A 24,681-nucleotide genomic window follows, 5' to 3' on the forward strand; every position below is an offset into this window, starting at 1 on the left:
GTCAGGAGGGGATGCTGATAGCGGGATCGGCGACGGGCGCGACATCGACCGACACCCGCAGCGTCGACTTCTTCGCCTTCGTGAAGATGATGCCCTTGACCGGCGACACATCGCCGTAGTCCCGACCCCAGGCGACCGTGACGTAGCGATCGTTGGCCCACTGGTCGTTGGTGGGGTCGATCGCGAGCCACTCGTCGCTTGCGGGCAGCCAGACGGCGAGCCACGCGTGCGATGCGTCGGCGCCGACGACACGGTCGGTGCCCGCCGTCGTCCTCGTCGCGAGATAGCCGCTGACGTAGCGGGCCGCGACGCCGTGCCCGCGCAGGCACGCGAGAGCGAGGTGGGCGAAGTCCTGACAGACGCCCGCGCGCGTGCGCATGACGTCGGCGACGGTGCTCGTGACCGTGGTCGCGGTGCTGTCGTAGGCGAAGTCGGCGTGGATGCGGTGCATGAGGTCGGTGACCGCCTCGCCGAGCGGGCGACCCGGGGTGAGGGATGCCGCGGCGTACTGTGTCGCCTCGTCGACGTGTGCGGCACGCGGTGACGGGAGGGCGAACTCGGTCGCCGCCCATGCGCCGGGAGCGCGGGGGTCGAGGAGCGGCCGCGCGGTCTCCCATGGTGCGCCGAGCGCCTCGGCATCGTAGGCGGGCGCGGTCACGTCGACGTCGCTCGTCGCCTCGATCACGAGTGAGGAATGCGGCTCCGTGAGATGGAAGTACGTGGTCGCGTTGCCGTAGTGGTCGACGTCACGGTGCAGGTCTCCTGGCTCGGGGGAGACCTCGACATCGCTCGCCGAAACGTCCTGCCACGGCAGCATGCGCGGCACGAGGTGGAAGAGCCCCACGCTGTCCTGGACGGCGCCGCTGTACGTGTAGGTCGTGCGGTGCGAGACCCGATACCTCATGCCGTCGCTCCTCTCTCTTCGATGAGGGAGAGGTCGGACAGCGGCACGGGTGGCGGTCCGCTCGCGAAGTGCTGGTGGGTGATGGCGTTGCCGAGATGCTGCAACTGCGTCGTCGTGTCGGCGAGGAAAGCGGCCAGGTGCTCACGGCGCCCGTTCGAGCCCGCCACGAGGTCGACGACGTCCGTCGCGTCGAGAGCGGTCTCGAGGTGCTCCAGGAGTCGCTCGGCGCGCGTCGAACCCGTGGATGCCGGCATGGCGGCGAGGTGGCGGCGCACTTCGGCGAGCGCGAACGCGAGCGAACGCGGGTTGTCGCCGTCGAGCAGCAGGAGCTCGAGAGTGTCGGCGGGGCGGACGGTGCCTCGGAACCGGCGTCGATGCGTCACAGCGCTCTCGGCGCTCGTGAGCACCGCATCGAGCACGTCTCGCTCGACGCGCGGCGAGCGACGGTCGACGGTCGTCGCGGCGAGCAGGTGGCACACCTGCAGGGATCGCTCGAGGAAGCGACCCGCTTCGATCATGTGCCAGCCTTCGTCGCGGATCATGTTCGCCGTGACCCCGTAGAGGGACAGGAGCGCCGTGAGCATGCGGGAGGCCGACTCCGCCGACCGGTGCGCGCGGGGCGAGGCGTGGAGCGCCCGGACGGCGCGGTCGATGTTCGAGAACACGCGCCATGTGTCGACGGACAGCTGGTCGCGGACACCCTCGAAGGATTCCCGCAGGCGAGCGACGGAGTGCGCGGCCGATCCGCCGCGCGTGCGATCGAGGAGAAGCGAGCGGAACTCCGCCTCGGGATCGTCGGACCGGAAACCTGCGAGCCGGCGCAGCGTCGCGAGCAGGACGCGGATGCTCTCGTCGGACCCGCGTGCGGCTGCGCTTCCGAGGTTGTCGAGCTGCTGGTGGGTGACGAGGACGAGTCGGAGGAGGTCTTCCGCGCGTTCGGCGTAACGCCCCGCCCAGAACATGTCGGCGAGCGCGCGCGGACCGAGTGAGGGAACCGTCCGGGCCAGGTCGATGGGGGCGATGTCGGGAAGACCCTGATCGGGGTCGGCCCCATCGGCCTTGAGGACCCAGACGTCCTTCGTCGTCGGCGCCCCGTGCGCATCCTCCCGCACCGAGGCCAGCCCGCCCACGAGGGGGCGGTAGGCCGAGCGGTAGCGCAGCGTGAAGGCGCGGAGGACGACGGGGCGCGCGTCCGCGCGCGCGTCCTTGTTCCACACAGGGACGTGGGAGAGCGGGAGGAGATCCTGACCCACGAACCGGTGCGGTTCCGCCAGGATCCGCGCGGTCAGTTCCGCGGCATCGAGTCCTGCCATCGTGGCGCGCGACTGGTCGATGGGGCGGACCATGAGGTCCGGGTCGCCCTCGGCGACACGCGAGAGGACGGTCGCCCGCGCATCGGGGTCACCGCACCACGCCGTCGTGACGGAGGGGAGGCGGAGCTGCTCGCCGAGGAGCAGTTCGCACGCGACGGGCATGAACGGGAGGAGGGCGGGGTTCTCGAGGACGCCCGCGCCGAGTCCGTTGACGAGTCGCACACGTCCGCGGCGGACGGCTTCCGTGAGACCAGCGACGCCCAGTCGGCTGTCCGAGCGCAGTTCGAGCGGGTCGCACCATTCGGCGTCCACGCGTCGCAGGATGACGTCGACCCGTTCCGTGGGGACCTTTTTCGGCCACCCCGACGGCTTCATCCATACCCAGCCGTCGCGGACGACGAGGTCGCTCCCCTGCACGAGCGGGAAGCCGAGGGCGTTGGCGAGGAAGGCCTGATCGAATGCCGTCTCGGAGTGCGTTCCCGGCGTGAGGATGACGACGCGCGGGTCGGCTGCGAGGTCGTCCGCGGCACTTAGGAGCGTTTCGCGGAGCGCCGCGAAGTACGGTTCCATCCGGTGCAGGTCGTCTTCGTGGTACAGATCGGTCAGCACCTGCGAGATGACGCGCCGGTTCTGCATCGCGTAGCCGAGGCCGGACGGTGCCTGCACGCGATCGGCGAGGACGCGCCACTCGCCGTCGGCGTCGCGGCCGAGGTCGGTCCCCGACAGCAGGAGCGGTTGGCGCGTGGCGGCGCTCGGCCGGGCGAGGGGGCGTGCGAACCCCGAATGGCCGAAGATGACCGACGCGGGGATCACGCCGGACGACAGGAGCCGCTGCGGCCCGTACAGGTCGGCGAGCACGGCATTGAGGAGCTCGGCCCGCTGGGCGAGGCCGACTTCGAGGCGGCTCCAGTCCGCGGCATCCAGAACGAGGGGGACGGGATCGAGCTGCCACGGCTGCGAGCCGGTCCCACGGTCGACGTACGTGACGCCTTCGTCCGCGAGGAAGCGCATGATCTCGCCGTCGACGCGGCGGAGCTCGTCGGGCGTGAGGGCGAGAGCGAGGGAGGCCATCGCGCGCCATGCGGGGCGGAGGCCTCCGTCGGGCATGACGACCTCGTCGTAGCGCAGCGCGTCGCCGAGCGTGACCGCCGCGGTGCCGGGCGCGTCGAACGGCAGTGTCGGCTGTGACACTGCCGTGGCGTAGTCGCGCAGCACGCTCACTCTTGCGGCACTCTCCTCAGGTCAAGTGTGCGGGGATAGTCCGCGCTCGCGGCGCGGCGTCCTGCGGCTCTCGCGGCAGCGACATCGAACGCGCCGGCCGTATGCCCCCGTGGTTCGAAGCGGGCCGATCGTCGGGCTTCGGCCTCGTTGGCATTGACCGGCGGATGCTCGTAGGAGCGACCTCCGGGATGTACCACATGGTACGTGGCTCCGCCGAGGCTCGTCGCCGACGGAATGTCGACGATGTCGAACGTGAGAGGGGCGTGCACCTCGATCGACGGATGCAGCGCCGACCACGGCTGCCATGCGCGATAGCGGACGCCCGCGTAGTACTCGCCGGGGTGTCCCGTCGACGTGAGTGGCACCTCGACGCCGTTGCACGCCACGAGGTGACGCGCGGGGTCGATGCCGTGCACTTTGATCTGCATCCGTTCGACGGAGGAATCGACGTAGCGCGAAGTGCCGCCCGCCGTCGCCTCCTCCCCGAGGACGTGCCACGGTTCGATCGCCTGGCGGAGTTCGAGTTCGATCGTCTCGCCGCCCGCGCTCGACGCGAAGCCCGTCCATCCGCCCTCCCCGAGGTCGGGGCGGGTCACGGTCGATCCCGGTGTCGCGCTGATGCGCGTCATCCCGATCCGCGGGAAGCGGAACTCGGTGAAGGAGTCGAGCCAGGTCTCTTCGAACGGGATGCCGTGCGCCCGCAGATCCGAGACGACCTCGGCGATGTCGCGGACGGCGCCGTGGGGCAGCAGGAAGTCCTCGTGGAGCGTCGTCCCCCACCGCACGAGGGGAGCCGTCAACGGCTTCTCCCAGAACATCGCGACGAGACTCCGCACGAGGAGCGCCTGCACGAGGGCGAGTTCGGGGTGCGGCGGCATCTCGAACCCGCGCAGTTCGAGGAGCCCCAGGCGTCCGCGGGAGGAATCGGGACTGTAGAGCTTGTCGATGCAGAACTCGGCGCGGTGGGTGTTGCCCGTCAGGTCGGTGAGGAGGTGGCGGAGCGCTCGGTCCACAACCCACGGCGACGGGTCCTCGGTGCCCTCGCGAGTGAGTCGGCGCACTTCCTGCAGCGCGATCTCCATCTCGTACACCGCCTCGGGACGCCCTTCGTCGAAGCGCGGGGCTTGACTCGTCGGCCCGATGAAGCGTCCCGAGAAGAGATAGGAGAGGGCCGGATGCCGCTGCCAGTACGTCACGAGGCTCGCGAGCAGGTCGGGGCGCCGCAGGAGCGGGGAATCGATCGGCTCGACGCCGCCGAGCGTCAGGTGGTTGCCGCCGCCCGTTCCCGTGTGCGTCCCGTCGAGGTCGAACTTCTCCGTCGCGAGCCGCGCCGACCGTGCTTCGTCGTAGAGCGTGAAGGTGAGATCGCGCTGCGCCCGCCACGACGCCGTCGGCTGCACGTTGACCTCGATGACGCCGGGATCGGGCGTGACGCTGAGCTGTGCGAGCCGTGGGTCCGGCGGCGGGCCGTACCCCTCCAGGACGACGGCGGTCGACGTGTCCGTCGCGGCGGTCTCGACGAGCCGCAGCAGGTCTGCGTAGTCGGCGAGCTCGTCGGTCGGCGGGAGGAACACGTGCACGTGCCCGTCGCGGGCCTCGAACGTCAGCGCCGTCGTCGGAGCACCCTCGGGATCGGCGACGGAGACGGAAGGGATGCCGTGTCGCAGGGGCGCCCCCGCCTGGAGGTACGACGGCTCGCCCGTCCACTCGGGGTCCTTCCATGCGACGGAATCCAGCGGGAGTCGGAGCCCGACGGCGCTCGTTCCGGGGATCAGGACGAGCCGCCCGCGGCGGAACCGCCACGCGGGGCTCGTCCACTCTCCGACCGGGACGAGGGGGAGGACCCACCCCGTCGGCTCGGTCACCTCCGCGTCGAGGGCTGCGGCGTCGATGCCCGCCGCGTCGTCGATGCCGGGGCGAGGGCCCTCCGGCGTGCGGAGATCGGCGGCGAGGGCCGCGAGTGGATCCTCGAAAGCGGGAAGCGCGTGCGCGGGCGGGAGGCCCAGGAGCTCCGCCGTGCGCCGCGCGAGGGCGTTCGCGCGGGCAGGTGCCGTCGCGGCATCCGGCGCATCCGCCCACGGGTCGGCGAACAGCGACGCGTCCTGCCACAGCGGCTCGCCGTCGGTGCGCCACTGCAGGGCGATGTTCCAGCGGGGGAGCGGTTCGCCCGGGTACCACTTGCCCTGGCCGCGGTGCACGACGCCGCCGAGCGCATACGTCTCACGCAAGCGCTCGGCCAGGACGTTGGCGAGTTCGCGCTTGCGGGGACCGTCGGCGTCGGTGTTCCACTCCGCGCTCGTGGCGTCGTCGAGCGCGACGAACGTGGGCTCGCCGCCCATCGTGAGGCGCACGTCGCCGGCGCGGAGGCGCGCGTCGACGGCCTCGCCCACGGCATCGATGCGCTCCCACTGCTGCGGCGTGTAGGGCTTCGTCGTGCGCGGATCCTCGTGGATGCGGCGCACCTCGTTGTGGAACGTGAACTGGACGGAGGTGGGCTCGGTCGCCCCTTCGATCGGTGCGGCGCTGGCGGGGTGCGGGGTCGCCGACAGCGGAATGTGCCCCTCGCCCGCGAACAGCGCGCTCGTGGGGTCGAGGCCGACCCAGCCTGCCCCGGGGACGAAGACCTCAGCCCACGCGTGGAGGTCGGTGAAGTCGTTCTCGGGCCCGCTCGGCCCATCGATCGCCTTCTGGTCCGAGGCGAGCTGCACGAGGTATCCCGAGACGAAACGGGCCGCCAGGCCGTATTGGCGAAGGAGGCTCACGAGGAGCCATGCGCTGTCGCGGCACGATCCGATCCCGAGCGCGAGCGTCTCATCGGGGGTTTGGACCCCCGTCTCCATCCGCACGCTGTAGGCGACGGTGCGGTTGACGGCGCTGTTGAGGTCGGCGAGGAACCGCACCGTCGGCACGCCGTCAGCGGGAAGCGGCGGGAGTGCCGAGCGCCACTGGGAGGCGGCGACGCTGTCATCGACGGGACGGAGATAGGGTGCGAGATCGGTCGCCAGGTCGCCCGCGTACGCGAACGGGAAACGCTCGGCGTAATCCTCGATGAAGAAGTCGAGCGGATTGACGACCATCATGTCGGCGACGAGCCCGACCTTGATCTCCAGTCGACTCACGCGCTCGGGGAAGACGATCCGCGCGAGCCAATTGCCGAAAGGATCCTGCTGCCAGTTGAGGAAGTGCTCCTTCGGCGAGATATCCAATGAGTACGCCTCGATCGGCGTGCGCGCGTGAGGGGCGGGCCGCAGGCGCACGACGTGGGGGGCGACGGCGACGGGGCGGTCGAACTCGTACGCCGTGTAGTGCTCCAGTGCGACTTTGATCGACATGAACACAGCTTGGCCTGATCCTGTTGCGAACGGGTTACGACCGACCCGTGTCGTCGGCGCAGGCTCATGTCGTCGGCGTTAGGGTTGTGCGATGACCGACGCCGCCTTCACTGTCCGTGCGGCCCGTGCCGCCGACGTGCGCGGCATCCGCGACCTGCTCGAGCCGTATGTGCAGCGGCGCATCTTGCTGGGCAAGGATCTCGTCGTCCTCTACGAAGCGCTGCAGCAGTTCGTCGTCGCCGAAGACGCGCACGGCCGGCTCATCGGCTGTGGCGCGCTCCACGTCATCTGGGAGGACCTGGGAGAGGTGCGGACCCTCATCGTCGTCGACGAATGGCTGCACCACGGTGTGGGTCGTGCCATCGTCGATGCTCTCGAGGCGAACGCGCGGCAGCTCGGACTCGCGCGCCTGTTCTGCCTCACCTTCGAAGTCGACTTCTTCCTGCGACGCGGATTCTCGCCGATCGGCGAGCAGGTCGTCGATCCCGACGTCTACTCGCAGCTCATCCGGAGCCCCGACGAGGGCGTCGCGGAGTTCCTCGATCTGGCGCACGTCAAGCCGAACACCCTCGGCAACACCCGCATGCTCAAGAACCTCTGACGACGGCACGGGCGCGCCGCCCGGACGTGCGCGCAAGCGGTGCTTACCCTGGAGGCATGAGCGGCACGAATCCGCGCCGGCGGCACTCCCCGGCGGTCTACCGACGGCGCCGTCTCGTGCTGCTCATCGCCGTCATCGCCGTCGTGGCGATCGTCTGGCTGCTCATCGCGCAGCCCTGGAGTGGCAGTGCGAGCGACCGTCGGTCGCAGTCCGAGAACGCCCCGACACAGCAGGCGGCGACCGAGCTCCCGATTCCCGGGGCCGCAGCGCAGACGCCCCAGGCCGAGCCCGCGCCCGACGCGGAGCCCACCGAGACCACGTCGCTCCCGACGCCGTCCGCTGTCGTGTGCGCGCCCGAGGACATCCTCGTCGAAGCGCTGAGCGACCAGGACTCCTACGGTTCGGGTCAGAACCCGCAACTCTCGATCCGACTGACGAACGAGGGTGAAGAGGACTGCACGCTCAACGTCGGAACATCGACCCAGGTGTTCACGATCGCGAGCGGCAGCGACACGTGGTGGCGATCGACCGACTGCCAGACCGAGCCGAGCGACATGCCCGTCCTCCTCGCCGCGGGTCAAGCGGTGACGAGCACGGCACCGCTCGTCTGGGACCGCACGCGGTCCTCGACGACGACGTGCGACGACCCGAATCGCGAGTCGGCACCCGGTGGAGGAGCCTCGTACCACCTGAGTGTCGAAATCGGTGGAATTTCTTCTTCGCAGTCGAAGCAGCTTCTCCTATACTGAAACGGTTCCCTGGCGAAGCGCCCGCAATCCGTGTGCCCGACGACGTCGTCGCCATCAGAGAAGTCACAGGATCTGTCCCCCGAACGGGGGACAGACTTACTGGCGCGCGCTCGCGTATCCTTGGCATAGCTCCCGTTGCGTCGAGCGGCACGTTGTCCCCAGCAATGTCTCGTCCCCCAGCGAGTAGTCGTTTCGGCAATCGCATCCGGTGAGCGTGTGTGGCCCTCTCTGGGTCGGCCCCGGCCAGGGCCGACCCGAGGGGGCCAGATTTGTCTTCTGCGGTCCGTCAGGACCCGTCGCCGAAGACCTTCTTCTCCATCGCGTCGTAGCCCTCGGCCTGAGGGTCGCCGTGCAGGCCGCCCGAGATCGCGTACTCCTCCTCGGGTGACAGGACGAGCCGATTCCGGCCGTACACGGCAAAGCCCACGAAGATGATGGCGTAGACGACGATGATCGCGACGATCGCAAGCCAGAAGGCCGAGTTGAAGAGCAGACCGAGGAAGACGATCGCCGCGATGACGGCGGCGGAGTAGGCGCCGAAGAGCCCCCACGGGCTCTTGTACGGTCGCGCGGCGTTCGGGAACTTCTTGCGCAGCACGATGAAGGACACCATCTGCAGGAAGTAGGCGAGCACCGCTCCCCACACCGCGATGTTGAGGACGATGGCACCCGCGGGGCTGGCGTCGCCTCCCGCGGCCTGCACGATCACCAGGGCGAGGAAGCCGAGGATCGCTCCGAACACGAGCGCGACCCACGGCGTCTTGCTCTTGCCGGTGAGTGACAGCCAGCGCGGGTAGTAACCGGCCCGCGACAGCGAGTACATGTTGCGGCCGTAGGCGAACATGATGCCCATGAGCGAGGCGAGAAGTCCGATGAGCGCGAGGAGCGCGAGGATCGCCGCCGCCTGGTCGCCGACCATCGCGCGGAAGCCGTCCAGCAAGGGCTCGACGGACGCGCCCGTCGCCTCGGACCCGAGGACCCCCGTGTTGAGGAAGAGCACGATGAGACCCGTCGCGATGAGCGTTCCGCGTGCCCAGAGGCCCGCGCGGGGAATGTCCCGTGCCGGTTCGTGCGACTCCTCCGCGGCGAGGGGGAGCTCCTCGATGCCGAGGAAGAACCACATCGCGAAGGGGAGTGCGAGCAGGATCGACCAGACGCCGAACGGGAGGAACGTCGATGCGCCCGCAGCCTCGGGGTCGGGGGCGATGTCCCACAGGGCATCCCAGCTGAACGCTCCCGTGACGATCGCCATGACGCCGAACACGACGATGATGGCGATCGAGATGATCGAGACGATGATCGCGAAGCGGAACGAGATGGCGGCGCCGGCGGCATTGAGTGCGATGAACGCGGCGTAGAGGATGATCCACCACAGGAAGGGCGGGAGGCTCACGCCTGTCAGCAGGAAGAGCGCCGAATCGGCGTACTGCCCGGAGAAGTAGACGACGACGGCGGTCGTCGCGACGTACTCGATCGTCTCGGCGAGGCCCGTCGCGAGGCCGCCCCACGGGCCCATCGCCGAGCGCGCGAACGAGTACGCGCCGCCCGTGTGTGGCATGGCAGCGGCCATCTCTCCGATGGAGAAGGTGAGTCCGTAGTACATCAGCACGAGGACGGCGAAGGCGATCAGCATCCCGCCGAAGCCCGCGAACCCGATGCCGAAGTTCCAGCCCGAGAAGTCGCCCGAGATGACGGCGGCGACCGCGAGGCCCCAGAGGCCCCAGACACCGGCAGAACGTTTGAGCCCGCGCTTCTCGAAGTACTCCTTGCCGGCGCGCGTATAGGTCGCTCCGGCGACCTTCGCTGAGTCGTTGCTCGTCTGGGACATTGATCCTCCGTGCATCGGGTGGAGCGATGGAAGCGTGGTTGCCGATGATTGTGAACCCTATTGGTGGGTTGTGTCTACCTTTGGAAGCGATTCCGTGGTTACAGTGGAGCGCAAACGCGCACCCCCGCGCGATGGATCGAAGGAGAGACGGATGCCGGGAAACCTCACCGTCGACGAACTGCACGCCGCGATCGACGGTGGCGAGATCGACACCGTCGTCGTCGCGTTCGCCGACGCGCAGGGCCGCCTCGTCGGCAAGCGCGTGTCCGCACGCCTCTTCCGAGAGGAAGTGCTCCCGCACGGTGCCGAGGCCTGCAACTACCTCCTGTCGGTCGACGTCGACATGAACACCGTCGACGGCTACGCGATGTCGAGCTGGGAGACCGGCTACGGCGACATGATGCTGCTTCCGGATGCGGCGACCCTCCGCCGCATCCCCTGGCTCCCGGGGTCCGCTCTCGTGATCGCCGATCTCGCATGGGAGAGCGGAGCCCGGGTCGCGCAGTCGCCCCGCGCCATCCTCCAGACGCAGCGCGACCGGCTCGCCGAGCGCGGACTCGTGGCGTACTCCGGGACGGAGCTCGAGTTCCTCGTGTTCGACGACACCTATCGCGAAGCCTGGGCCAAGGGATACACGAACCTCCGCCCATCGACGGACTACAACGTCGACTACGATCTGCTCGCATCCGGTCGCCTCGAACCGCTGCTGCGCGACATCCGCCTGTCGATGGATGCCGCGGGCCTCTACACCGAGGGCGTCAAAGGCGAGTGCAACCTCGGTCAGCAGGAGATCGCCTTCCGGTATGCGGAAGCGCTCGAGACCGCCGACCAGCACGCCATCTATAAGAACGGCGCCAAGGCGATCGCCGAGAACCACGGCAAGGCGCTCACCTTCATGGCGAAGTTCAACGAGCGCGAGGGCAACAGCTGCCACATCCACCTCTCCGTGCGCGGCGACGACGGTGCAGCGGTCATGGCGGGCGACGAACCGCACGGCTTCAGCCCGCTCATGGAGCACTGGATCGCCGGCATCCTTGCAACCCTTCGTGAGTTCACGCTCCTCTACGCCCCCAACATCAACTCGTACAAGAGGTTCGCGAAGGGATCGTTCGCGCCGACCGGCATCGCGTGGGGCATCGACAACCGCACGTGCGCGCTCCGCGTCATCGGGCGAGGACACTCGCTTCGGGTCGAGAACCGCGTCCCCGGCGGCGATGTGAACCCCTACCTCGCGATCTCGGCGATCATGGCGGGTGGTCTCCACGGCATCGAGCACGAGCTCCCCCTGCCCGACGCCCTCACGGGGAATGCGTACACGTCGGGCGTCGACCACCTCCCCACGACGCTGCGCGAGGCGGCACGACTCTTCGACGAGTCCGCGATCGCTCGCGCGGCCTTCGGCGACGACGTCGTCGAGCACTATCTCAACCAGGCGCGCATCGAGGTCGAGGCCTACGACGCCGCCGTGACCGACTGGGAGCGGGTGCGTGGCTTTGAGCGTCTCTGATCTCGATACGCCCCCTGCGGGGTCTACTCGATCACCAGTCGGCATGCCCCCTGCGGGGGCCGGCGGATCACCACACCGTCCCGTGATCGGGTTGACGACGTATCTGGAGCAGGCGAAGCAAGGCGTGTGGGACGTGCGCGCCGCCTTCCTGCCGGAGCAGTACTTCGACTCGGTGACCGCCGCGGGAGGGATCGCCGTGCTCCTTCCGCCGCAGCCGGGCCCCGAGGAGGCCGCCGGTCCCGTCCTCGACGGACTCGACGGACTCATCCTGACGGGCGGACTCGACGTCCAGCCCGAGCTCTACGGCGCCGAGCGGCACCCCCTCACCGACCCGGCGCGCCCCGACCGCGACGCGTGGGAGCTCGCGCTCCTTCGCGGTGCAGAAGCGCGGCGGCTTCCCGTCCTGGCGATCTGCCGCGGCCTGCAGCTCGTCAACGTCGCGCGCGGCGGCACCCTGCACCAGCACCTTCCCGAAGCGCTCGGCACGGAGCGGTTCCGCATCGGCGGTGGTGTCTTCGCGACCAACACCGTCGCGGTCGACGAAGGCACGAAGCTCGCGGAGCTCATCGGAGCCGGAGACTTCCAGGTCCACAGCTACCACCACCAGGGCGTCGACAGGCTCGGCGATGGGCTCGTCGCGACGGCGCACACCGACGACGGCCTCGTGCAGGCCTTCGAGTCGACGGGGGAGGGGTACCTCGTCGGGGTGCAGTGGCATCCCGAGGAGAACCGCGAAGATCGGCGCCTGTTCGCGGGACTCGTCGCCGAGGCATCCGTTTACTCCACGCGATCGGCGGTACGGGCATGACATCCTTCACCCTCATCAACCCCGCGACGGGGCGCGAGTTCCGGGAGGTGCCGCGCGCGAGCGTCGAAGAGACGGATGCCGCGATCGCCCGCGCCGTCGTCGCGCAACGTTCGTGGGCGGCGCTTCCTCCCGTCGCGCGCGCCGACGCGCTGCGCTCCTTCGCGCGCGTCGTCGAACAGCACGTCGAGGAGCTCGCGCAGCTCGAGGTGCTCAATTCGGGGCACCCCATCGGCTCGGCGCGATGGGAAGCCTCTCACGTCGCGCAGGTGCTGAACTTCTCGGCGGGCGCACCCGAGCGGCTGAGCGGCCAGCAGATCCCCGTCGCCGGCGGCCTCGATGTCACGTTCCACGAGCCCTACGGCGTCGTCGGGATCATCGTCCCGTGGAACTTCCCCATGACGATCGCATCGTGGGGATTCGCACCCGCGCTCGCCGCCGGCAACGCCGTCGTGCTCAAGCCCGCCGAGCTCACGCCGCTCACGGCTCTCCGGCTGGGAGAGATCGCCCTCGAGGCGGGACTCCCCGAAGGACTCTTCGAGATCGTCACGGGGTCTGGTTCCGTCGTCGGCCAGCGGTTCGTCACCCACCCCGACGTGCGGTCGGTCGTCTTCACGGGATCGACCGAGGTCGGCACCGACGTCGCCGCGGGGTGCGCGCGCCAGCTCAAGCCCGTCACGCTCGAACTCGGGGGCAAGTCAGCGAACATCGTGTTCGACGACGCCGACCTCGAGAAGGCGGCCGCCGCCGCACCCGGTGCCGTCTTCGACAACGCGGGGCAGGACTGCTGCGCGCGCAGCCGCATCCTCGTGCAGCGCTCCGTGTACGACCGGTTCCTCGAGCTGCTCGAACCGGCCGTCGCCGCCTGGCGCGTGGGAGATCCGTCGCACGACGACACCGACATGGGGCCGCTCATCTCGGCGTCGCACCGCGCGAACGTCGAGGGGTTCCTCGAGGGCACAGACATCGCGTTCCGCGGTGCCGCGCCCGACGGAGACGGATTCTGGTTCGCGCCCGCCGTCGTGCTCGCCCAGCCCGACGACCGCATCGCGAAGGAGGAGGTCTTCGGGCCCGTCGTCGCGGTGCTGCCGTTCGACGATGAAGCCGACGGCATCCGCCTTGCCAACGACACGATCTACGGTCTCGCCGGCTCCATCTGGACCGAGAATCTCTCGCGCGCCGTCCGCGTCTCGCGCGCGGTCAAGAGCGGTGTGCTGTCGGTCAACTCGCACTCCTCGGTGCGGTACTGGACCCCGTTCGGCGGCATGAAGGCCTCCGGCCTCGGTCGCGAACTCGGCCCCGACGCCGCCGAGCACTTCACCGAGACGAAGAACGTCTTCTTCGCCACCGACTGACCCCGAACTGTGCACGACACCCGAGGAGAACCATGGATCTGACCCAGCGACTCAAGGACCGCGTGGCGATCGTCACCGGCGGCGCGTCCGGCATCGGACTCGCCACCGCGCGACGCTTCGCCGCCGAAGGCGCCCGCGTCGTCATCGCCGACCTCGACCCCGAGGCGGGCGAGCGAGCGGCGCTCGAGCTCGACGGCATCTACCGTCCCGTGGACGTCGCCGACGAGGCATCCGTCAATCTCCTCTTCGACTCGGTCGCCGGCGACCTCGGTGGGGTTGACATCGCCTTCAACAACGCCGGGATCTCGCCCGCCGACGACGACTCGATCGAGACGACCGAGCTGCCGGCATGGGAACGGGTGCAGGACGTCAACCTCAAGAGCGTCTATCTGTGCTCGCGGGCGGCATTGCGGCACATGGTGCCGGCGGGCAAGGGCTCGATCATCAACACCGCGTCCTTCGTCGCTCTGCTCGGATCGGCGACCTCGCAGATCTCCTACACGGCGTCGAAGGGCGGCGTGCTCGCACTGACGCGGGAACTCGGCGTGCAGTTCGCGCGGCAGGGCATCCGGGTCAACGCCCTCTGCCCCGGTCCCGTCAACACGCCGCTCCTGCAGGAGCTCTTCGCGAAGGACCCCGAGCGCGCGCAGCGCCGGCTCATCCACGTGCCGATGGGGCGCTTCGCCGAGCCGGAGGAGCTCGCGGCGGCCGTCGCCTTCCTCGCCTCCGACGACGCGTCGTTCATCACGGCGACAGCCTTCGTCGTCGACGGAGGCATCACCAACGCCTACGTCACGCCGATGTGAGTCGCTCGCAGTGTTCAGAATTCAGTCTGCGCGCACGACGGTCGTCTCCCCGCCCGCGGATTCGCGCGGCCGGGCCGCGGAGCCGCCGCCGTGCAGACTGAATTCCGAACGGGAATGAGGTGAGAGCGTGAGCGAGCAGTCTCTGCCCGAGCTGCGGCGGGCGGTCTACCGACCAGTCCGCGAGGGGAACGCACTCGAAGACACGACGGCGCGGATCGTGCAGACGATCCGCCTCGGCGTCGTCGCCCCCGGCGAAACGCTGCCTCCCGAGCGGGAGCTTGCCGTCATGTACGCCGTGAGCCGCGACACCGTCCGCGAGGCGTTGCGTGAGCTCGCCGACGCCGGGTACCTCGAGCGTCGGCGCGGGCGGTACGGCGGCACGTTCGTCGCCGATCCGCTCCCGCAGTCGGAGCATCCGTCGGCAGTCGGGGCGGTCGAACTCGACGACGTGCTGGGGCTTCGGCGCGTGCTCGAAGCCGGGGCGGCGCGTGCAGCGGCGGGCCGGGCGCTCGACGCGACGGTGCGTGAGGGGCTGTGGGCTCGGCACGAAGCAGCGGCGGCGGCGTCCGAGAGCGACTACCGCAGACTCGACTCGCTCCTGCACCTCACGATCTCCGAGATCGCCGGCATCCCCTCACTCGTCGCGCTCGTCGCGGAGAATCGCGCGCAGGTGAACGCGTGGCTCGACACGTTCCCGCTGCTGCCGCGCAACATCGAGCACTCCAACGCCCAGCACGAGCGGATCGTCTCGGCGATCCTCGCCGGAAGGGCGGATGCCGCGGAGTCCGCCGTCCTCGATCACCTGGCCGGATCCGAGGCGCTCCTGCGCGGATTCCTCGGCTGACCGCCACGCGCGACGCGCGGGAGGGCCCGACTACGCTGGTCGGATGGCCGGCAAGAAGCGCTCGAAGAAGGACTCGCTCGAGTTCCGGAACGTCCAGCTCGCTGACGCACTCCAGACGCAGGACATGGCAGCGGTTGCGTTCGCCCTCCGCCACGGTCCGACCGTCGTCCCGCTCATGAAGCCAGGCGCACGCGACAACCCGCTCGACGTGGGCGAAGTGTGGACGTACCGCGACCCGAACACGGGCGACGTGGCGCTTCTGCTGTTCAGTGATGCCGCCAACAAGCCCGCGGCGCTGCCGCCGGCTGTCGCGCTGCAATCCCCGGCCGCGCTGCGTGCACTTCTCGGAGCTCATCGGGAAGAGATCACGACGGTGTTCTTCGACATCGCCGGGCCTCACCCGCTGCAGGCGTCGCCCGATGACCTGATCGCGGCGCTCGACGCGTAGCGATCGGCGCTCAGAACCCGGGTGCCTCGTCGCCGGGCTTCGCCCGCACCCGCAGACGGACGTCGGACAGGGCGCCCGACAGCGTGCCGGAGCGATTGTCGATGACGTCGGTGTAGCCGAGCCGCTTCGCTTCGGATCGCCGCTGCGGAGCCTGCGTCACGGGTCGCACCTCTCCCGTGAGGCTCAACTCACCGACGGCCGCAAGATGACGCGGCGTCGCCTGATTGCGAACGGACCCGGCGACGGCGATCGCGATGGCGAGGTCGGCCGCGGGTTCGGTGAATCGCACACCTCCGACGGTCGAGACGTAGACGTCTTGATCGCTCGTCTTGATGCCGGCGCGTCGCTCCAGCACCGCGAGCACCATCGCGACGCGGGCGCTGTCGACGCCGTTGACGATCCGCCTCGGGTTGGGGGAACTCGAGGCGATCGTGAGGGCCTGCACCTCGACGGGAAGTGCGCGCCGCCCTTCGAGGGAGATCGCGATGCACGTGCCCGGTTCGGGATCGCCATGACCGAGGAACAGTGCACTCGGGTCGGGGACCTCGGCGATGCCCGCGCCCGTCATGTCGAAGCACCCGACCTCGTCGGTCGGGCCGAACCTGTTCTTGAGCGCCCGCACGAAGCGGAGCGACGTCTGGCGGTCGCCTTCGAAGTGGCAGACGACATCGACGAGGTGTTCGAGAATGCGGGGTCCGGCGATCGTGCCGTCTTTCGTCACGTGCCCGACGATGATGGTCGGGATGCCGCGATCCTTCGCGATCCGGATGAGGGTCGCCGCGACTTCGCGCACCTGCGACGGGTGCCCCGCCATGCCGTCGGACATCGCCGAGGACACCGTCTGGACCGAATCGACGATGAGGAGCTGCGGCTCGACCTGGTCGACGTGGCCGAGGATCGTCGCGAGGTCGGTCTCGCTCGCGAGATAGAGCTCATCGTGGAGCGCGTTGGTGCGCTCGGCGCGCAGCCGCACCTGCGCCGTCGACTCCTCGGCGCTCGCGTAGAGCACGCGCCGCCCTGCGCGGGCCGACTGCGCCGCGACCTCGAGCAGCAGGGTGGATTTGCCGACACCGGGCTCGCCCGAGAGGAGGATCGCCGCGCCCGGCACGACACCTCCGCCGAGCACGCGGTCGAACTCGCCGACCCCCGTCGTGCGGCGCGGCGCGTCGGTCGTGTCGAGCTGCGTGATGGGGCGTGCGACGCGCGTCGCGCCCGGTGCCACGGGAGCGACCGATCGCGTGATCCCGGTCTGCTCTGCGGCCTCGACGACCGTTCCCCACTGCTGGCACTCGCCGCAGCGGCCCACCCAGCGCAGCGTCGTCCATCCGCATTCGGTGCACCGGTATGGTGCGGTCTGCGCGGGACGACGTGAGGCCATGTCCTCAGCGTACGTCGGGGTTCGGACACCGCGGCGGTGTGCGCCGCGGCATCCGCTCACCTCATGCGCGAAGCGAACTCGCGACGTCTCGCAGCGCCGCCGCCGACGCGTGGAACAGCTCGAGTTCGTGCGCGTCGAACTGCGTCTCGCGGATCGGCACGGCGCCCTTCGCGCTCACGATCGACGGGACCGACAGCGCGACGCCGTCGACACCGTGGAAGTCGCGCAGCACGGGGGAGACGGGCATGACGGCGTGCTCGTCGTTGAGGATCGCCTCGATGATGCGGGCACTCGACAGGCCGATCGCGTAGTTCGTCGCGCCCTTCCCCTGAATCACCTTGTATGCCGCGTCGCGGACGTCGATCGCGATCTGGTCGAGCTCGTCCTTCGTCATGCGGGGGTGGCCTTCGCTCTCCCAGTCGAGGATCGGCACGGTTCCGATCGTCGCCTTCGACCACAGCGGGAACTCCGTGTCTCCGTGCTCGCCGACGATGTAGGCGTGCACGCTCGAGGTCGAGACCCCCGCGCGCTGGCCGAGCTTCCATCGCAGCCGCGACGTGTCGAGGACCGTCCCGGAGGCGAAGATCCGCTCGGGGGGAAGGTCGGTCGCCTCCTGCGCGAGAACCGTCAGCACGTCGCACGGGTTCGTGACGATGACGTACACGGCGTCGGGCGCGGCGCTCAGGAGCTGCGGCATCATCGACGTCATGATGCGGGCGTTGACCCCCGCGAGCTCGATGCGCGTCTGGCCGGGGTTCTGCTTCGCGCCCGCCGTGATGACGACGACGTGCGAGCCCTCCACGACCGACAGGTCGCTCCCGCCGATGATGTCGCTCGACCCCGTGAACTGCGTTCCGTGCGCGAGGTCGAGCACTTCCGCCTCGGCCTTCTCGGTCGCGATGTCGTAGAGCGCGACGTGCCGGGCCGAGCCGCGGATGAGGGCGGCGTAGGCCGCGCTCGAGCCGACGCTCCCGGCGCCGACGATGGTGACTTTCGAGTTCTCGATGACTGCCATGGGATCAGTCTGGCAGTGTGCGGATGCCGCGGGCCAGGCTCCCCGCCGGAACAAATCCCGCGGCGGGGCCGTGGCAGGTCAAGACTCCGAGGGAGCGACCTCGCGGGCGGGGTTGCGGATGCCGAGGAACGACACGATCCCGCCCGCGATCATGAGTCCGGCCGTCGCGATCGCGGCCCGATGGAAGCCGTCGAGATCGAGGCTTCCGCCGATGATGGTCGCGAGGAGGGCGATCGCGATGAGGCCCGCGATGCGCGAGACGGCGTTGTTGACGGCCGACGCGATTCCCGACCGCTCGGTCTCGATCGCCCCGAGGATCGCCGATGTGAGGGGCGCGACCGTGATCGACAGGCCGAGACCCATCACGATCATGCTCGGGAGCACCTGCCACCAGTACGAGAACTCCGGGGACACCGTCAGGAGGAGGAGTGACGCAACACCCATGAGGAGGGGGCCGACCGTCATGAACAGGCGGGGTCCCCAGCGGCCGGCGAGCGCTCCGGCCCGCGAGCTGAGCAGCACCATGAGGATCGTGATCGGAAGGCTCGCGAGGCCTGCCAGCGTCGCGGTCAGGCCCGCGCCCTGCTGCAGGTAGACCGCGACCACGAAGCCGTTGAGCGAGAGGGCGCCGTAGACGAAGAGGGTGGCGACGTTGCCCGTCCAGAAGTTGCGGACGCGGAAGAGGTCGAGAGGCAGGATCGGCTCCGCGACGGTGCGCTGCCGGAGGAGGAAGGCCCCGAACATGAGGACGCCTGCGGTCATCGGCGCCCAGATCGCCGGCGACGCCCAACCGAGGTGGGGCTGCTCGATGAGGGCGAAGACCATCGCCCCGAGGCCGAGCGTGCAGAGGATCGCGCCGAGCCAATCGATCGAGGCGTCGGGGCGACGGAGGTCGCGCACCTTCGCTCGTGCCATGAGCCAGAAAGTCAGGGCGATCGGCAGGACGTTGATGAGGAACGCGAACCGCCAGGAGAGGTAGTCGGTGAAGACGCCGCCGATGACGGGTCCGACGATCAGGGCGCCCGTCGTGAGCGCCGTCCACGTGCCGATCGCACGAGCCTGTGCCGGGCCGTGGAAGGTGGAGGTCAGGAGGGCGAGTGAGCTCGGGACGAGGAAGGCGCCGGCCGCACCCTGGAGTGCGCGGGCGACGATGAGGAACTCGGGCGACGGGGCGGCGGCGATCGCGATCGAGGCGATGCCGAAACCGATGAGGCCGATGCGGAGCACCAGCATCCGTCCGTACGCGTCGCTGACGGAACCCGCCACCAGGATGAGCGCGCCGAGCGTGATGAGGTAGGCGTCGACGACCCACTGCTGCGTCGTGAGCCCGCCGCCGAGTTCGCGTTCGATCGCGGGGAGCGCGACATTGACGACGGTTCCGTCGAGGAAGGCGACGAAGGATGCCAGCACGGCGATCGCGAGCACGAGTCGCTGATTCGTCGAGCTGCGCGGGATCGGCGAGCTCATGCACTCACGGTAGCGCTGAATCGACGCGGTAAGGGGGGACTGCCGACGTCCTCGCGGGCGGGATGCGCCACCCCCCGCAAGATCACCGACCTCCTTGCCGATGTCGTGCCTGCGATCGCTGTCTCGGTGCCGATTCGCGGCATCCGTCGGGGTGTCGTAAACTACCCCACGGTGACGTGTCCGAGCGGCCGAAGGTGCAACTCTCGAAAAGTTGTGTAGGGTAACCCCCTACCGTGGGTTCAAATCCCACCGTCACCGCCATGAAAACCCCTGTTTATCAGGGGTTTTCTTATTGCGGCGCGCCGCGAGAGTTCAGCCTCCCGTCGACGCCCTCACGATCAGTTCCGGCTGGAAGACGGTCTGGCGCGGGATGCTGTCGGGGTCGGCCGCCTCCTCCAACAGGATCCGCAAGGCCGTGCGCCCGATCATGCGGCTCGGCTGACGCAGCGACGAGAGCGGCACAGCAGCGGCTGCGGCGAACGGGATGTCGTCGAAGCCGATCATCTCGATCTCGCCCGGCACGAGAAGCCTGCCGTCGATCTTCAGGGACTGCAGAAGACCCAGCGCGATGAGGTCGTTCCCCGCGAAGATGGCATCCGGCCACTCATGACGGGGTCGTTCGACGATGCGGAGACCCGCCGCCACTCCCTCGGCAACGGTCGTCGCGCTGGTCGGATGGACCTCGATGTCGACGTGCGTGGATGCGTTGTCGGCCGCGGCGCGTGCACCAGCGAGGCGGTCGGTCATCTGCCGCACATCGAACGGGCCACCGACGAATGCGATGCGACGATGCCCGCGAGCGATGAGGTGCTCAGCGGCCAGCCTGCCGCCCAGCACGCTGTCGACGGAGACGGATGAGAACTTGCCGTCTCCACTGAAACGATCGACCAGGACCGCGGCGATGCCACGCGCTCGCAGCCGAGTCAAACGCGCCGTGACGTCGCCGTGCGGAGCGATGAGGACGCCGCGCACCTGCTGCTCCTCGAAGAGGTCGAGGTAGACCGCCTGGCGCTGCGGGTCTTCGTCAGTATTGCCGTGGAGAACTGCGATGCCGCCCTGCGATGCCTCGTCTTCCGCCCCGCGGACGACATCGTTGAAGAACGGGTTCGTCCCGTCCAGCACGATGAAACCGACCGTCGAGCTGATCCCGGCCCGCAGCTTCCGCGCAGCGTCGTTGCGCACGTAGCCGAGCTGCTCGATCGCGTTGTTCACCCGTGACACAGAGTCGGCCGACACTTCCCGCGGCCTGTTCAGGACGTTCGAGACCGTGCCCACCGAGACCCCCGCGAGTTGCGCGACGTCGCGAATGCTGGCGGGCACTGCATCTCCATTCCCGGTGAACGTTGCGATTCGGCCACTCGGTCGACAGCGACTTGACCGGACTGCAAGACATACATAGAGTAAGCGTGAATCGAATCTGAATCGATTCACTTTCTTCAGTTTACCTCAAGGGGGAGGCTCGGCGCCGTGACTACAGCCGACAATGACGCAGGCCAGCCTGCCCTGATCCTTTCACGCGTCGTGAAGTCCTTCGGAGCAGTGGTCGCTCTGCGATCGGGGAGTCTGACGCTCCACCGAGGCTCGATCCACGCGCTGATCGGTGAGAACGGTGCGGGCAAGTCCACACTCGTCAAGATCATCGCCGGACTTTACCGCCGCGACTCCGGGGAGTTCCTCCTCGAGGGAACGTCCGTCGACTTCACGAGTACGGCGCAGTCCAAGGCTGCGGGCATTGCCGTGATCTACCAGGAGCCGACGCTCTTCCCCGACCTCTCTGTCACCGAGAACATCTTCATGGGACGGCAGCCGACCAACAAGATCGGCCGGATCGACCGGAAGGCGATGCGCACCGAGGCGACCGAGATCTTCCAGCGTCTGGGTGTCGGCCTCGATCCGGACCGCATCACCGAAGGTCTGTCGATCGCCGATCAGCAGATCATCGAGATCGCCAAGGCCATCTCGCTCGACGCCAAGGTCCTCATCATGGATGAGCCGACCGCGGCACTGTCCGGCGTGGAGGTCGAGCGCCTGTTCGCCGTCGCCCGGAGCCTGCGTGACGAAGGTCGTGCGCTGCTGTTCATTTCGCACCGCTTCGACGAGGTCTTCGCGCTGTGCGACACGGTCACGGTGATGCGCGACGGCTCCTATGTCGATACGACGGCCATCGTGGATACGACGGTCGACGACCTCGTGCGTCAGATGGTCGGCCGCGATGTCACCGAACTCTTCCCGAAGCTGCCCGCCACCGTGGGGGACGTCGTCCTCACGGTCGATCAACTCACCCGCAAGGGGGTCTTCCGAGACATCTCCTTCGAACTGCGTGCGGGGGAGATCGTCGGACTCGCCGGCCTCGTCGGCGCAGGACGCAGCGAAGTCGCTCGCGCGATCTTCGGCGTCGACGTCTACGAGTCCGGATCCGTCACGCTGCACGGCTCGCCGCTGCCGAAGGGCAACCCGCAGAAGGCGACGGCGCGCGGAGTTGCGCTCGTACCGGAGGACCGGCGCAAGCAGGGCCTCGTCTTGGAAGAGGGTGTCGCACGGAACATCACTCTCGCTATCCGGAAGAAGCTCTCGAAGTGGGGACTCATCTGGAACGGCGCCGAGAACTCGGCGGCCAAGGTGTGGGCGAGCCGGCTCGAGGTCAAGACCGCTGCGCTGGATGCCGAGACGGGGACGCTCTCCGGCGGCAACCAGCAGAAGGTCGTCCTCGGCAAGTGGCTCGCGACCGAGCCGACGGTTCTCATCGTCGACGAGCCGACTCGGGGCATCGACGTCGGCACCAAGTCCGAGGTGCACCGTCTCCTCAGTGAACTGGCTCAGCAGGGCCTCGCGATCCTCATGATCTCGTCCGAACTCCCGGAGGTGCTCGGCATGGCCGATCGTGTTCTGGTCATGCGCGAAGGCCGTCTCACGGGCGAGTTCTCCCGCGCGGAGGCGACACCGGAAGCCGTCATGTACGCGGCAACGGCGGATGCGGAGGCGGCAGCGTGAGCACGACCGTCACCGCGCCCCCCGCGAAGCCCGGGTCCAGCGCAGCTGCGCGAATCGTCCGCAGCGTCGCGACCGCCCGCGAGACGGGCATCGCCATCGCCCTCGTCCTCGTGGTCGTCGCGGCCACCGCGGCGAACCCCAACTTCCTGTTCTCCAACGACGGCTTCCGCGACCTCCTCCTGACGCCCTCGCTCCTGCTGCTCGTCGCAGTGGGCCAGGCCTTCGTGATCATCACGCGCAACGTCGATCTGTCCGTCGGATCGATAGTGGGGCTCACGGCCTACCTGACGGGTCGGCTTTTCATCGACTTCGAAGGCGTTCCCGTCATCGTGGTCTTCCTCGGCGGCATCCTGCTGGGCGGGCTCCTCGGCGCCATCAACGGTCTGCTCGTTGCGTGGGCGAAGGTTCCGGCGCTCGTCATCACCCTCGGCACGCTCTATATCTACCGCGGCATCAACGTCGCCTGGACAGGCTCCGACCGGATCAACGCATCCGACCTGCCGCGCGACTTCCGCGGACTCGGGACGGACCAGCTTCTCGGCATCCCGGTGCTGACCATCATCGCGGTCGTCGTCCTCATCGCCGCCGCCTGGTACCTCCGGAACATCCGCGGGGGGCGCGAGTTCTACGCGATCGGCTCCGATCCCGCGGCGGCCCACCTCTACGGCCTCAAGGTCAACCAGCGGATCATCACGGCGTTCATCCTTTCGGGTGCCCTGTCGGGACTTGCCGGCGTTCTGTACGCCGCGCGCTACGGGACTGTCAGCTCGGCCGCCGGCACCGGCTGGGAACTGCAGGCGATCGGAGCGGCCGTGATCGGCGGCGTGGCGATCTCAGGCGGCGTCGGCACGGTGTGGGGTGCCGCGATCGGGGCGTTCCTCCTCCTGACGATCAACCGGGCTCTGCCGATCCTCGGCATCGATGACTTCTGGCAGCGGGCCGTGGTCGGCATCCTCATCCTCGGATCGATCGTTCTCGACCGTGTGCTCGCCGTCAGGCAACACAAGCGACTCATCGCACAAAGGGAGGTGGGTCGATGACCGCCATCGCAACCGAGACCGTACCGGTCCGGCTCTATCAGGCACACAGTCGCCCGCTGTGGAGGCGCATCCTCATCACGCGCGAATCGGCGATCATCGCCCTCCTCGCGATCGTGATCGTCGTGGCGCTCATCGCGGTGCCCAACTTCGACAGCCCGCTGACTGTCACGTATCTGCTCCGAGACATCGCGCCGATCCTTCTGATCGCTCTGCCGATGACGCTCATCATCATCACGGAGGAGATCGACCTGTCGGTCGCTTCGATCGTGGGTCTGTCGTCGGTCATCACGGGGATCCTGACGCAGGCGGGACTGCCGTTCCCCCTCGCCGCCCTCCTGGCGATCCTGGTCGGCACCGTCGCGGGAGCGTTCAACGGCTTCCTCGTCACCGTCGTCGGGCTTCCGTCGCTCGCCGTGACGATCGGCACCTTGGCCCTTTTCCGCGGCATCGCGGTGGGCCTCCTCGGAACGACCGCGATCACGGACTTCCCGGAGGAGTGGACGGACCTCGCGAAAGCGAACATCCCGGGCACTCCGATTCCGATGATCATCGTGCCGTTCGTCGTGCTCGCGATCGTCTTCGCGATCCTGCTGCACTTCACGCCGTTCGGGCGGTCGCTCTACGCGATCGGCCTGAACAAAGAGGCGGCGCACTTCTCCGGCATCGACGTCGGACGCACGAAGTTCGTGATGTTCGTGATGTCGGGCGCCGTGTCGGGCTTCGCCGGCGTCTACTTCACGCTGCTCTACTCGAACGCGCGCGGCGACAACGCCATGGGCATGGAGCTGCAGGTCATCGCCGCGGTGCTGCTCGGCGGCGTGTCCATCTTCGGCGGACGAGGTGCCCTGCACGGCGTCATCGCCGGTGTCCTGCTCATCGGAACCCTCGGGAGCGCTCTGCGCCTCGCGGGAGTCACGAGCGACATCATCAACGTCATCACCGGCGTGCTCTTGATCCTGTCGGTGGTGTCCGCAAGCCTCCTCGCCTGGCTGCACACGAGGCAGACCGCAGCGATCGGGAAGCGAAGAGGCAAGCGCGTCGCCGAACGGGCGGCAGCCGGGAACCCGACCCGTTAGC

Annotated in this window: 19 protein-coding genes and 1 tRNA gene; 12 read left to right on the forward strand and 8 right to left on the reverse strand. The window is 68.8% G+C overall.

Annotated features, from left to right (window positions below):
* Window position 1 precedes the first annotated feature (1 nt).
* From FBY39_RS05495 to FBY39_RS05505, 3 genes are read right to left on the reverse strand one after another with little or no spacing between them, the layout of a single operon-like run.
* Window positions 2-904: a transglutaminase family protein gene (locus tag FBY39_RS05495; RefSeq protein WP_141930867.1), complete on the reverse strand. Its 903-nt coding sequence runs from the start codon at window positions 902-904 to the stop codon at window positions 2-4.
* Complete coding sequence (locus FBY39_RS05500; RefSeq protein WP_141930868.1) at window positions 901-3,438, reverse strand: circularly permuted type 2 ATP-grasp protein; 2,538 nt, start codon at window positions 3,436-3,438, stop codon at window positions 901-903. Before FBY39_RS05500 ends, FBY39_RS05495 begins: the two co-directional genes overlap by 4 nt.
* Complete coding sequence (locus FBY39_RS05505; protein WP_141930870.1) at window positions 3,435-6,770, reverse strand: DUF2126 domain-containing protein; 3,336 nt, start codon at window positions 6,768-6,770, stop codon at window positions 3,435-3,437. Before FBY39_RS05505 ends, FBY39_RS05500 begins: the two co-directional genes overlap by 4 nt.
* Before the next feature lie 91 nt (window positions 6,771-6,861).
* Between FBY39_RS05505 and FBY39_RS05510 the strand changes: the two genes are divergently transcribed.
* Together FBY39_RS05510 and FBY39_RS05515 are read left to right on the forward strand one after the other, a co-directional pair.
* The gene (locus FBY39_RS05510; RefSeq protein ID WP_141930872.1) at window positions 6,862-7,371 is read left to right on the forward strand and encodes an amino-acid N-acetyltransferase; all 510 of its coding nucleotides are present in this window, start codon (window positions 6,862-6,864) and stop codon (window positions 7,369-7,371) included.
* A gap of 56 nt (window positions 7,372-7,427) precedes the next feature.
* Window positions 7,428-8,120 (forward strand): hypothetical protein, encoded by a 693-nt coding sequence (locus tag FBY39_RS05515; protein WP_141930874.1) that lies wholly within the window; start codon window positions 7,428-7,430, stop codon window positions 8,118-8,120.
* A gap of 286 nt (window positions 8,121-8,406) precedes the next feature.
* Here the strand turns inward: FBY39_RS05515 and FBY39_RS05520 are convergent, their stop codons facing one another.
* Window positions 8,407-9,948, reverse strand: coding sequence for an amino acid permease (locus FBY39_RS05520; protein ID WP_141930876.1), 1,542 nt, complete (start codon window positions 9,946-9,948; stop codon window positions 8,407-8,409).
* Window positions 9,949-10,099: 151 nt separating this feature from the next.
* On the opposite strand from FBY39_RS05520, the gene FBY39_RS05525 reads away from it, so the two are divergent.
* From FBY39_RS05525 to FBY39_RS05550, 6 genes are all read left to right on the forward strand, one after another.
* Window positions 10,100-11,455 (forward strand): glutamine synthetase family protein, encoded by a 1,356-nt coding sequence (locus FBY39_RS05525; protein WP_141930878.1) that lies wholly within the window; start codon window positions 10,100-10,102, stop codon window positions 11,453-11,455.
* A 43-nt stretch (window positions 11,456-11,498) separates the two neighbouring features.
* Window positions 11,499-12,263: a gamma-glutamyl-gamma-aminobutyrate hydrolase family protein gene (locus FBY39_RS05530; protein WP_141930879.1), complete on the forward strand. Its 765-nt coding sequence runs from the start codon at window positions 11,499-11,501 to the stop codon at window positions 12,261-12,263.
* A complete protein-coding gene (locus FBY39_RS05535; protein WP_141930882.1) occupies window positions 12,260-13,615 on the forward strand; it encodes an aldehyde dehydrogenase in 1,356 nt (451 codons plus the stop codon). The genes FBY39_RS05530 and FBY39_RS05535 overlap by 4 nt, the downstream gene beginning before the upstream one ends.
* A 32-nt stretch (window positions 13,616-13,647) precedes the next feature.
* Window positions 13,648-14,421, forward strand: a complete 774-nt coding sequence (locus FBY39_RS05540) for a 3-oxoacyl-ACP reductase (RefSeq protein WP_141930884.1) — start codon at window positions 13,648-13,650, stop codon at window positions 14,419-14,421.
* A 127-nt stretch (window positions 14,422-14,548) separates the two neighbouring features.
* The gene (locus tag FBY39_RS05545; protein WP_141930886.1) at window positions 14,549-15,265 is read left to right on the forward strand and encodes a FadR/GntR family transcriptional regulator; all 717 of its coding nucleotides are present in this window, start codon (window positions 14,549-14,551) and stop codon (window positions 15,263-15,265) included.
* A gap of 43 nt (window positions 15,266-15,308) precedes the next feature.
* Window positions 15,309-15,713, forward strand: a complete 405-nt coding sequence (locus FBY39_RS05550; protein ID WP_141930888.1) for a dehydrogenase — start codon at window positions 15,309-15,311, stop codon at window positions 15,711-15,713.
* A 10-nt stretch (window positions 15,714-15,723) separates the two neighbouring features.
* Here the strand turns inward: FBY39_RS05550 and radA are convergent, their stop codons facing one another.
* From radA to FBY39_RS05565, 3 genes are all read right to left on the reverse strand, one after another.
* Entirely contained in the window at window positions 15,724-17,091 is a 1,368-nt protein-coding gene (gene radA, locus FBY39_RS05555) for a DNA repair protein RadA (protein ID WP_141930889.1), read from the reverse strand.
* A 61-nt stretch (window positions 17,092-17,152) separates the two neighbouring features.
* The gene (locus tag FBY39_RS05560; RefSeq protein WP_141930891.1) at window positions 17,153-18,106 is read right to left on the reverse strand and encodes an L-lactate dehydrogenase; all 954 of its coding nucleotides are present in this window, start codon (window positions 18,104-18,106) and stop codon (window positions 17,153-17,155) included.
* Window positions 18,107-18,184: 78 nt separating this feature from the next.
* Window positions 18,185-19,573 (reverse strand): MFS transporter, encoded by a 1,389-nt coding sequence (locus tag FBY39_RS05565; protein ID WP_141930893.1) that lies wholly within the window; start codon window positions 19,571-19,573, stop codon window positions 18,185-18,187.
* A 170-nt stretch (window positions 19,574-19,743) separates the two neighbouring features.
* Here FBY39_RS05565 and FBY39_RS05570 point away from each other — a divergent pair.
* Window positions 19,744-19,834: transfer RNA gene (locus tag FBY39_RS05570), tRNA-Ser, on the forward strand.
* Between the two features lie 51 nt (window positions 19,835-19,885).
* On the opposite strand, the gene FBY39_RS05575 is transcribed toward FBY39_RS05570, so the two are convergent.
* Entirely contained in the window at window positions 19,886-20,893 is a 1,008-nt protein-coding gene (locus tag FBY39_RS05575; RefSeq protein ID WP_141930895.1) for a LacI family DNA-binding transcriptional regulator, read from the reverse strand.
* A gap of 147 nt (window positions 20,894-21,040) precedes the next feature.
* Between FBY39_RS05575 and FBY39_RS05580 the strand changes: the two genes are divergently transcribed.
* From FBY39_RS05580 to FBY39_RS05590, 3 genes are read left to right on the forward strand one after another with little or no spacing between them, the layout of a single operon-like run.
* Window positions 21,041-22,564 carry a sugar ABC transporter ATP-binding protein gene (locus FBY39_RS05580; RefSeq protein ID WP_141930896.1) on the forward strand — a complete coding sequence of 508 codons (1,524 nt, stop codon included), beginning with the start codon at window positions 21,041-21,043 and terminating at the stop codon, window positions 22,562-22,564.
* Window positions 22,561-23,604 (forward strand): ABC transporter permease, encoded by a 1,044-nt coding sequence (locus FBY39_RS05585; protein WP_141930898.1) that lies wholly within the window; start codon window positions 22,561-22,563, stop codon window positions 23,602-23,604. Before FBY39_RS05580 ends, FBY39_RS05585 begins: the two co-directional genes overlap by 4 nt.
* Window positions 23,601-24,680, forward strand: coding sequence for an ABC transporter permease (locus FBY39_RS05590; RefSeq protein ID WP_141930900.1), 1,080 nt, complete (start codon window positions 23,601-23,603; stop codon window positions 24,678-24,680). Before FBY39_RS05585 ends, FBY39_RS05590 begins: the two co-directional genes overlap by 4 nt.
* Window position 24,681: the final 1 nt, after the last annotated feature.

The organism is Microbacterium sp. SLBN-146, from assembly GCF_006715145.1.
GTDB lineage: Bacteria > Actinomycetota > Actinomycetes > Actinomycetales > Microbacteriaceae > Microbacterium.

Bases quoted from the DNA above. Each gene is read 5' to 3' on its own strand.
- FBY39_RS05495 (WP_141930867.1), bottom strand. From the start codon at position 904: ATGAGGTATCGGGTCTCGCACCGCACGACCTACACGTACAGCGGCGCC.
- FBY39_RS05505 (WP_141930870.1), bottom strand. From the start codon at position 6,770: ATGTCGATCAAAGTCGCACTGGAGCACTACACGGCGTACGAGTTCGAC.
- FBY39_RS05510 (WP_141930872.1), top strand. From the start codon at position 6,862: ATGACCGACGCCGCCTTCACTGTCCGTGCGGCCCGTGCCGCCGACGTG.
- FBY39_RS05515 (WP_141930874.1), top strand. From the start codon at position 7,428: ATGAGCGGCACGAATCCGCGCCGGCGGCACTCCCCGGCGGTCTACCGA.
- FBY39_RS05520 (WP_141930876.1), bottom strand. From the start codon at position 9,948: ATGTCCCAGACGAGCAACGACTCAGCGAAGGTCGCCGGAGCGACCTAT.
- FBY39_RS05525 (WP_141930878.1), top strand. From the start codon at position 10,100: ATGCCGGGAAACCTCACCGTCGACGAACTGCACGCCGCGATCGACGGT.
- FBY39_RS05530 (WP_141930879.1), top strand. From the start codon at position 11,499: ATGCCCCCTGCGGGGGCCGGCGGATCACCACACCGTCCCGTGATCGGG.
- FBY39_RS05535 (WP_141930882.1), top strand. From the start codon at position 12,260: ATGACATCCTTCACCCTCATCAACCCCGCGACGGGGCGCGAGTTCCGG.
- FBY39_RS05540 (WP_141930884.1), top strand. From the start codon at position 13,648: ATGGATCTGACCCAGCGACTCAAGGACCGCGTGGCGATCGTCACCGGC.
- FBY39_RS05550 (WP_141930888.1), top strand. From the start codon at position 15,309: ATGGCCGGCAAGAAGCGCTCGAAGAAGGACTCGCTCGAGTTCCGGAAC.
- radA (WP_141930889.1), bottom strand. From the start codon at position 17,091: ATGGCCTCACGTCGTCCCGCGCAGACCGCACCATACCGGTGCACCGAA.
- FBY39_RS05560 (WP_141930891.1), bottom strand. From the start codon at position 18,106: ATGGCAGTCATCGAGAACTCGAAAGTCACCATCGTCGGCGCCGGGAGC.
- FBY39_RS05565 (WP_141930893.1), bottom strand. From the start codon at position 19,573: ATGAGCTCGCCGATCCCGCGCAGCTCGACGAATCAGCGACTCGTGCTC.
- FBY39_RS05590 (WP_141930900.1), top strand. From the start codon at position 23,601: ATGACCGCCATCGCAACCGAGACCGTACCGGTCCGGCTCTATCAGGCA.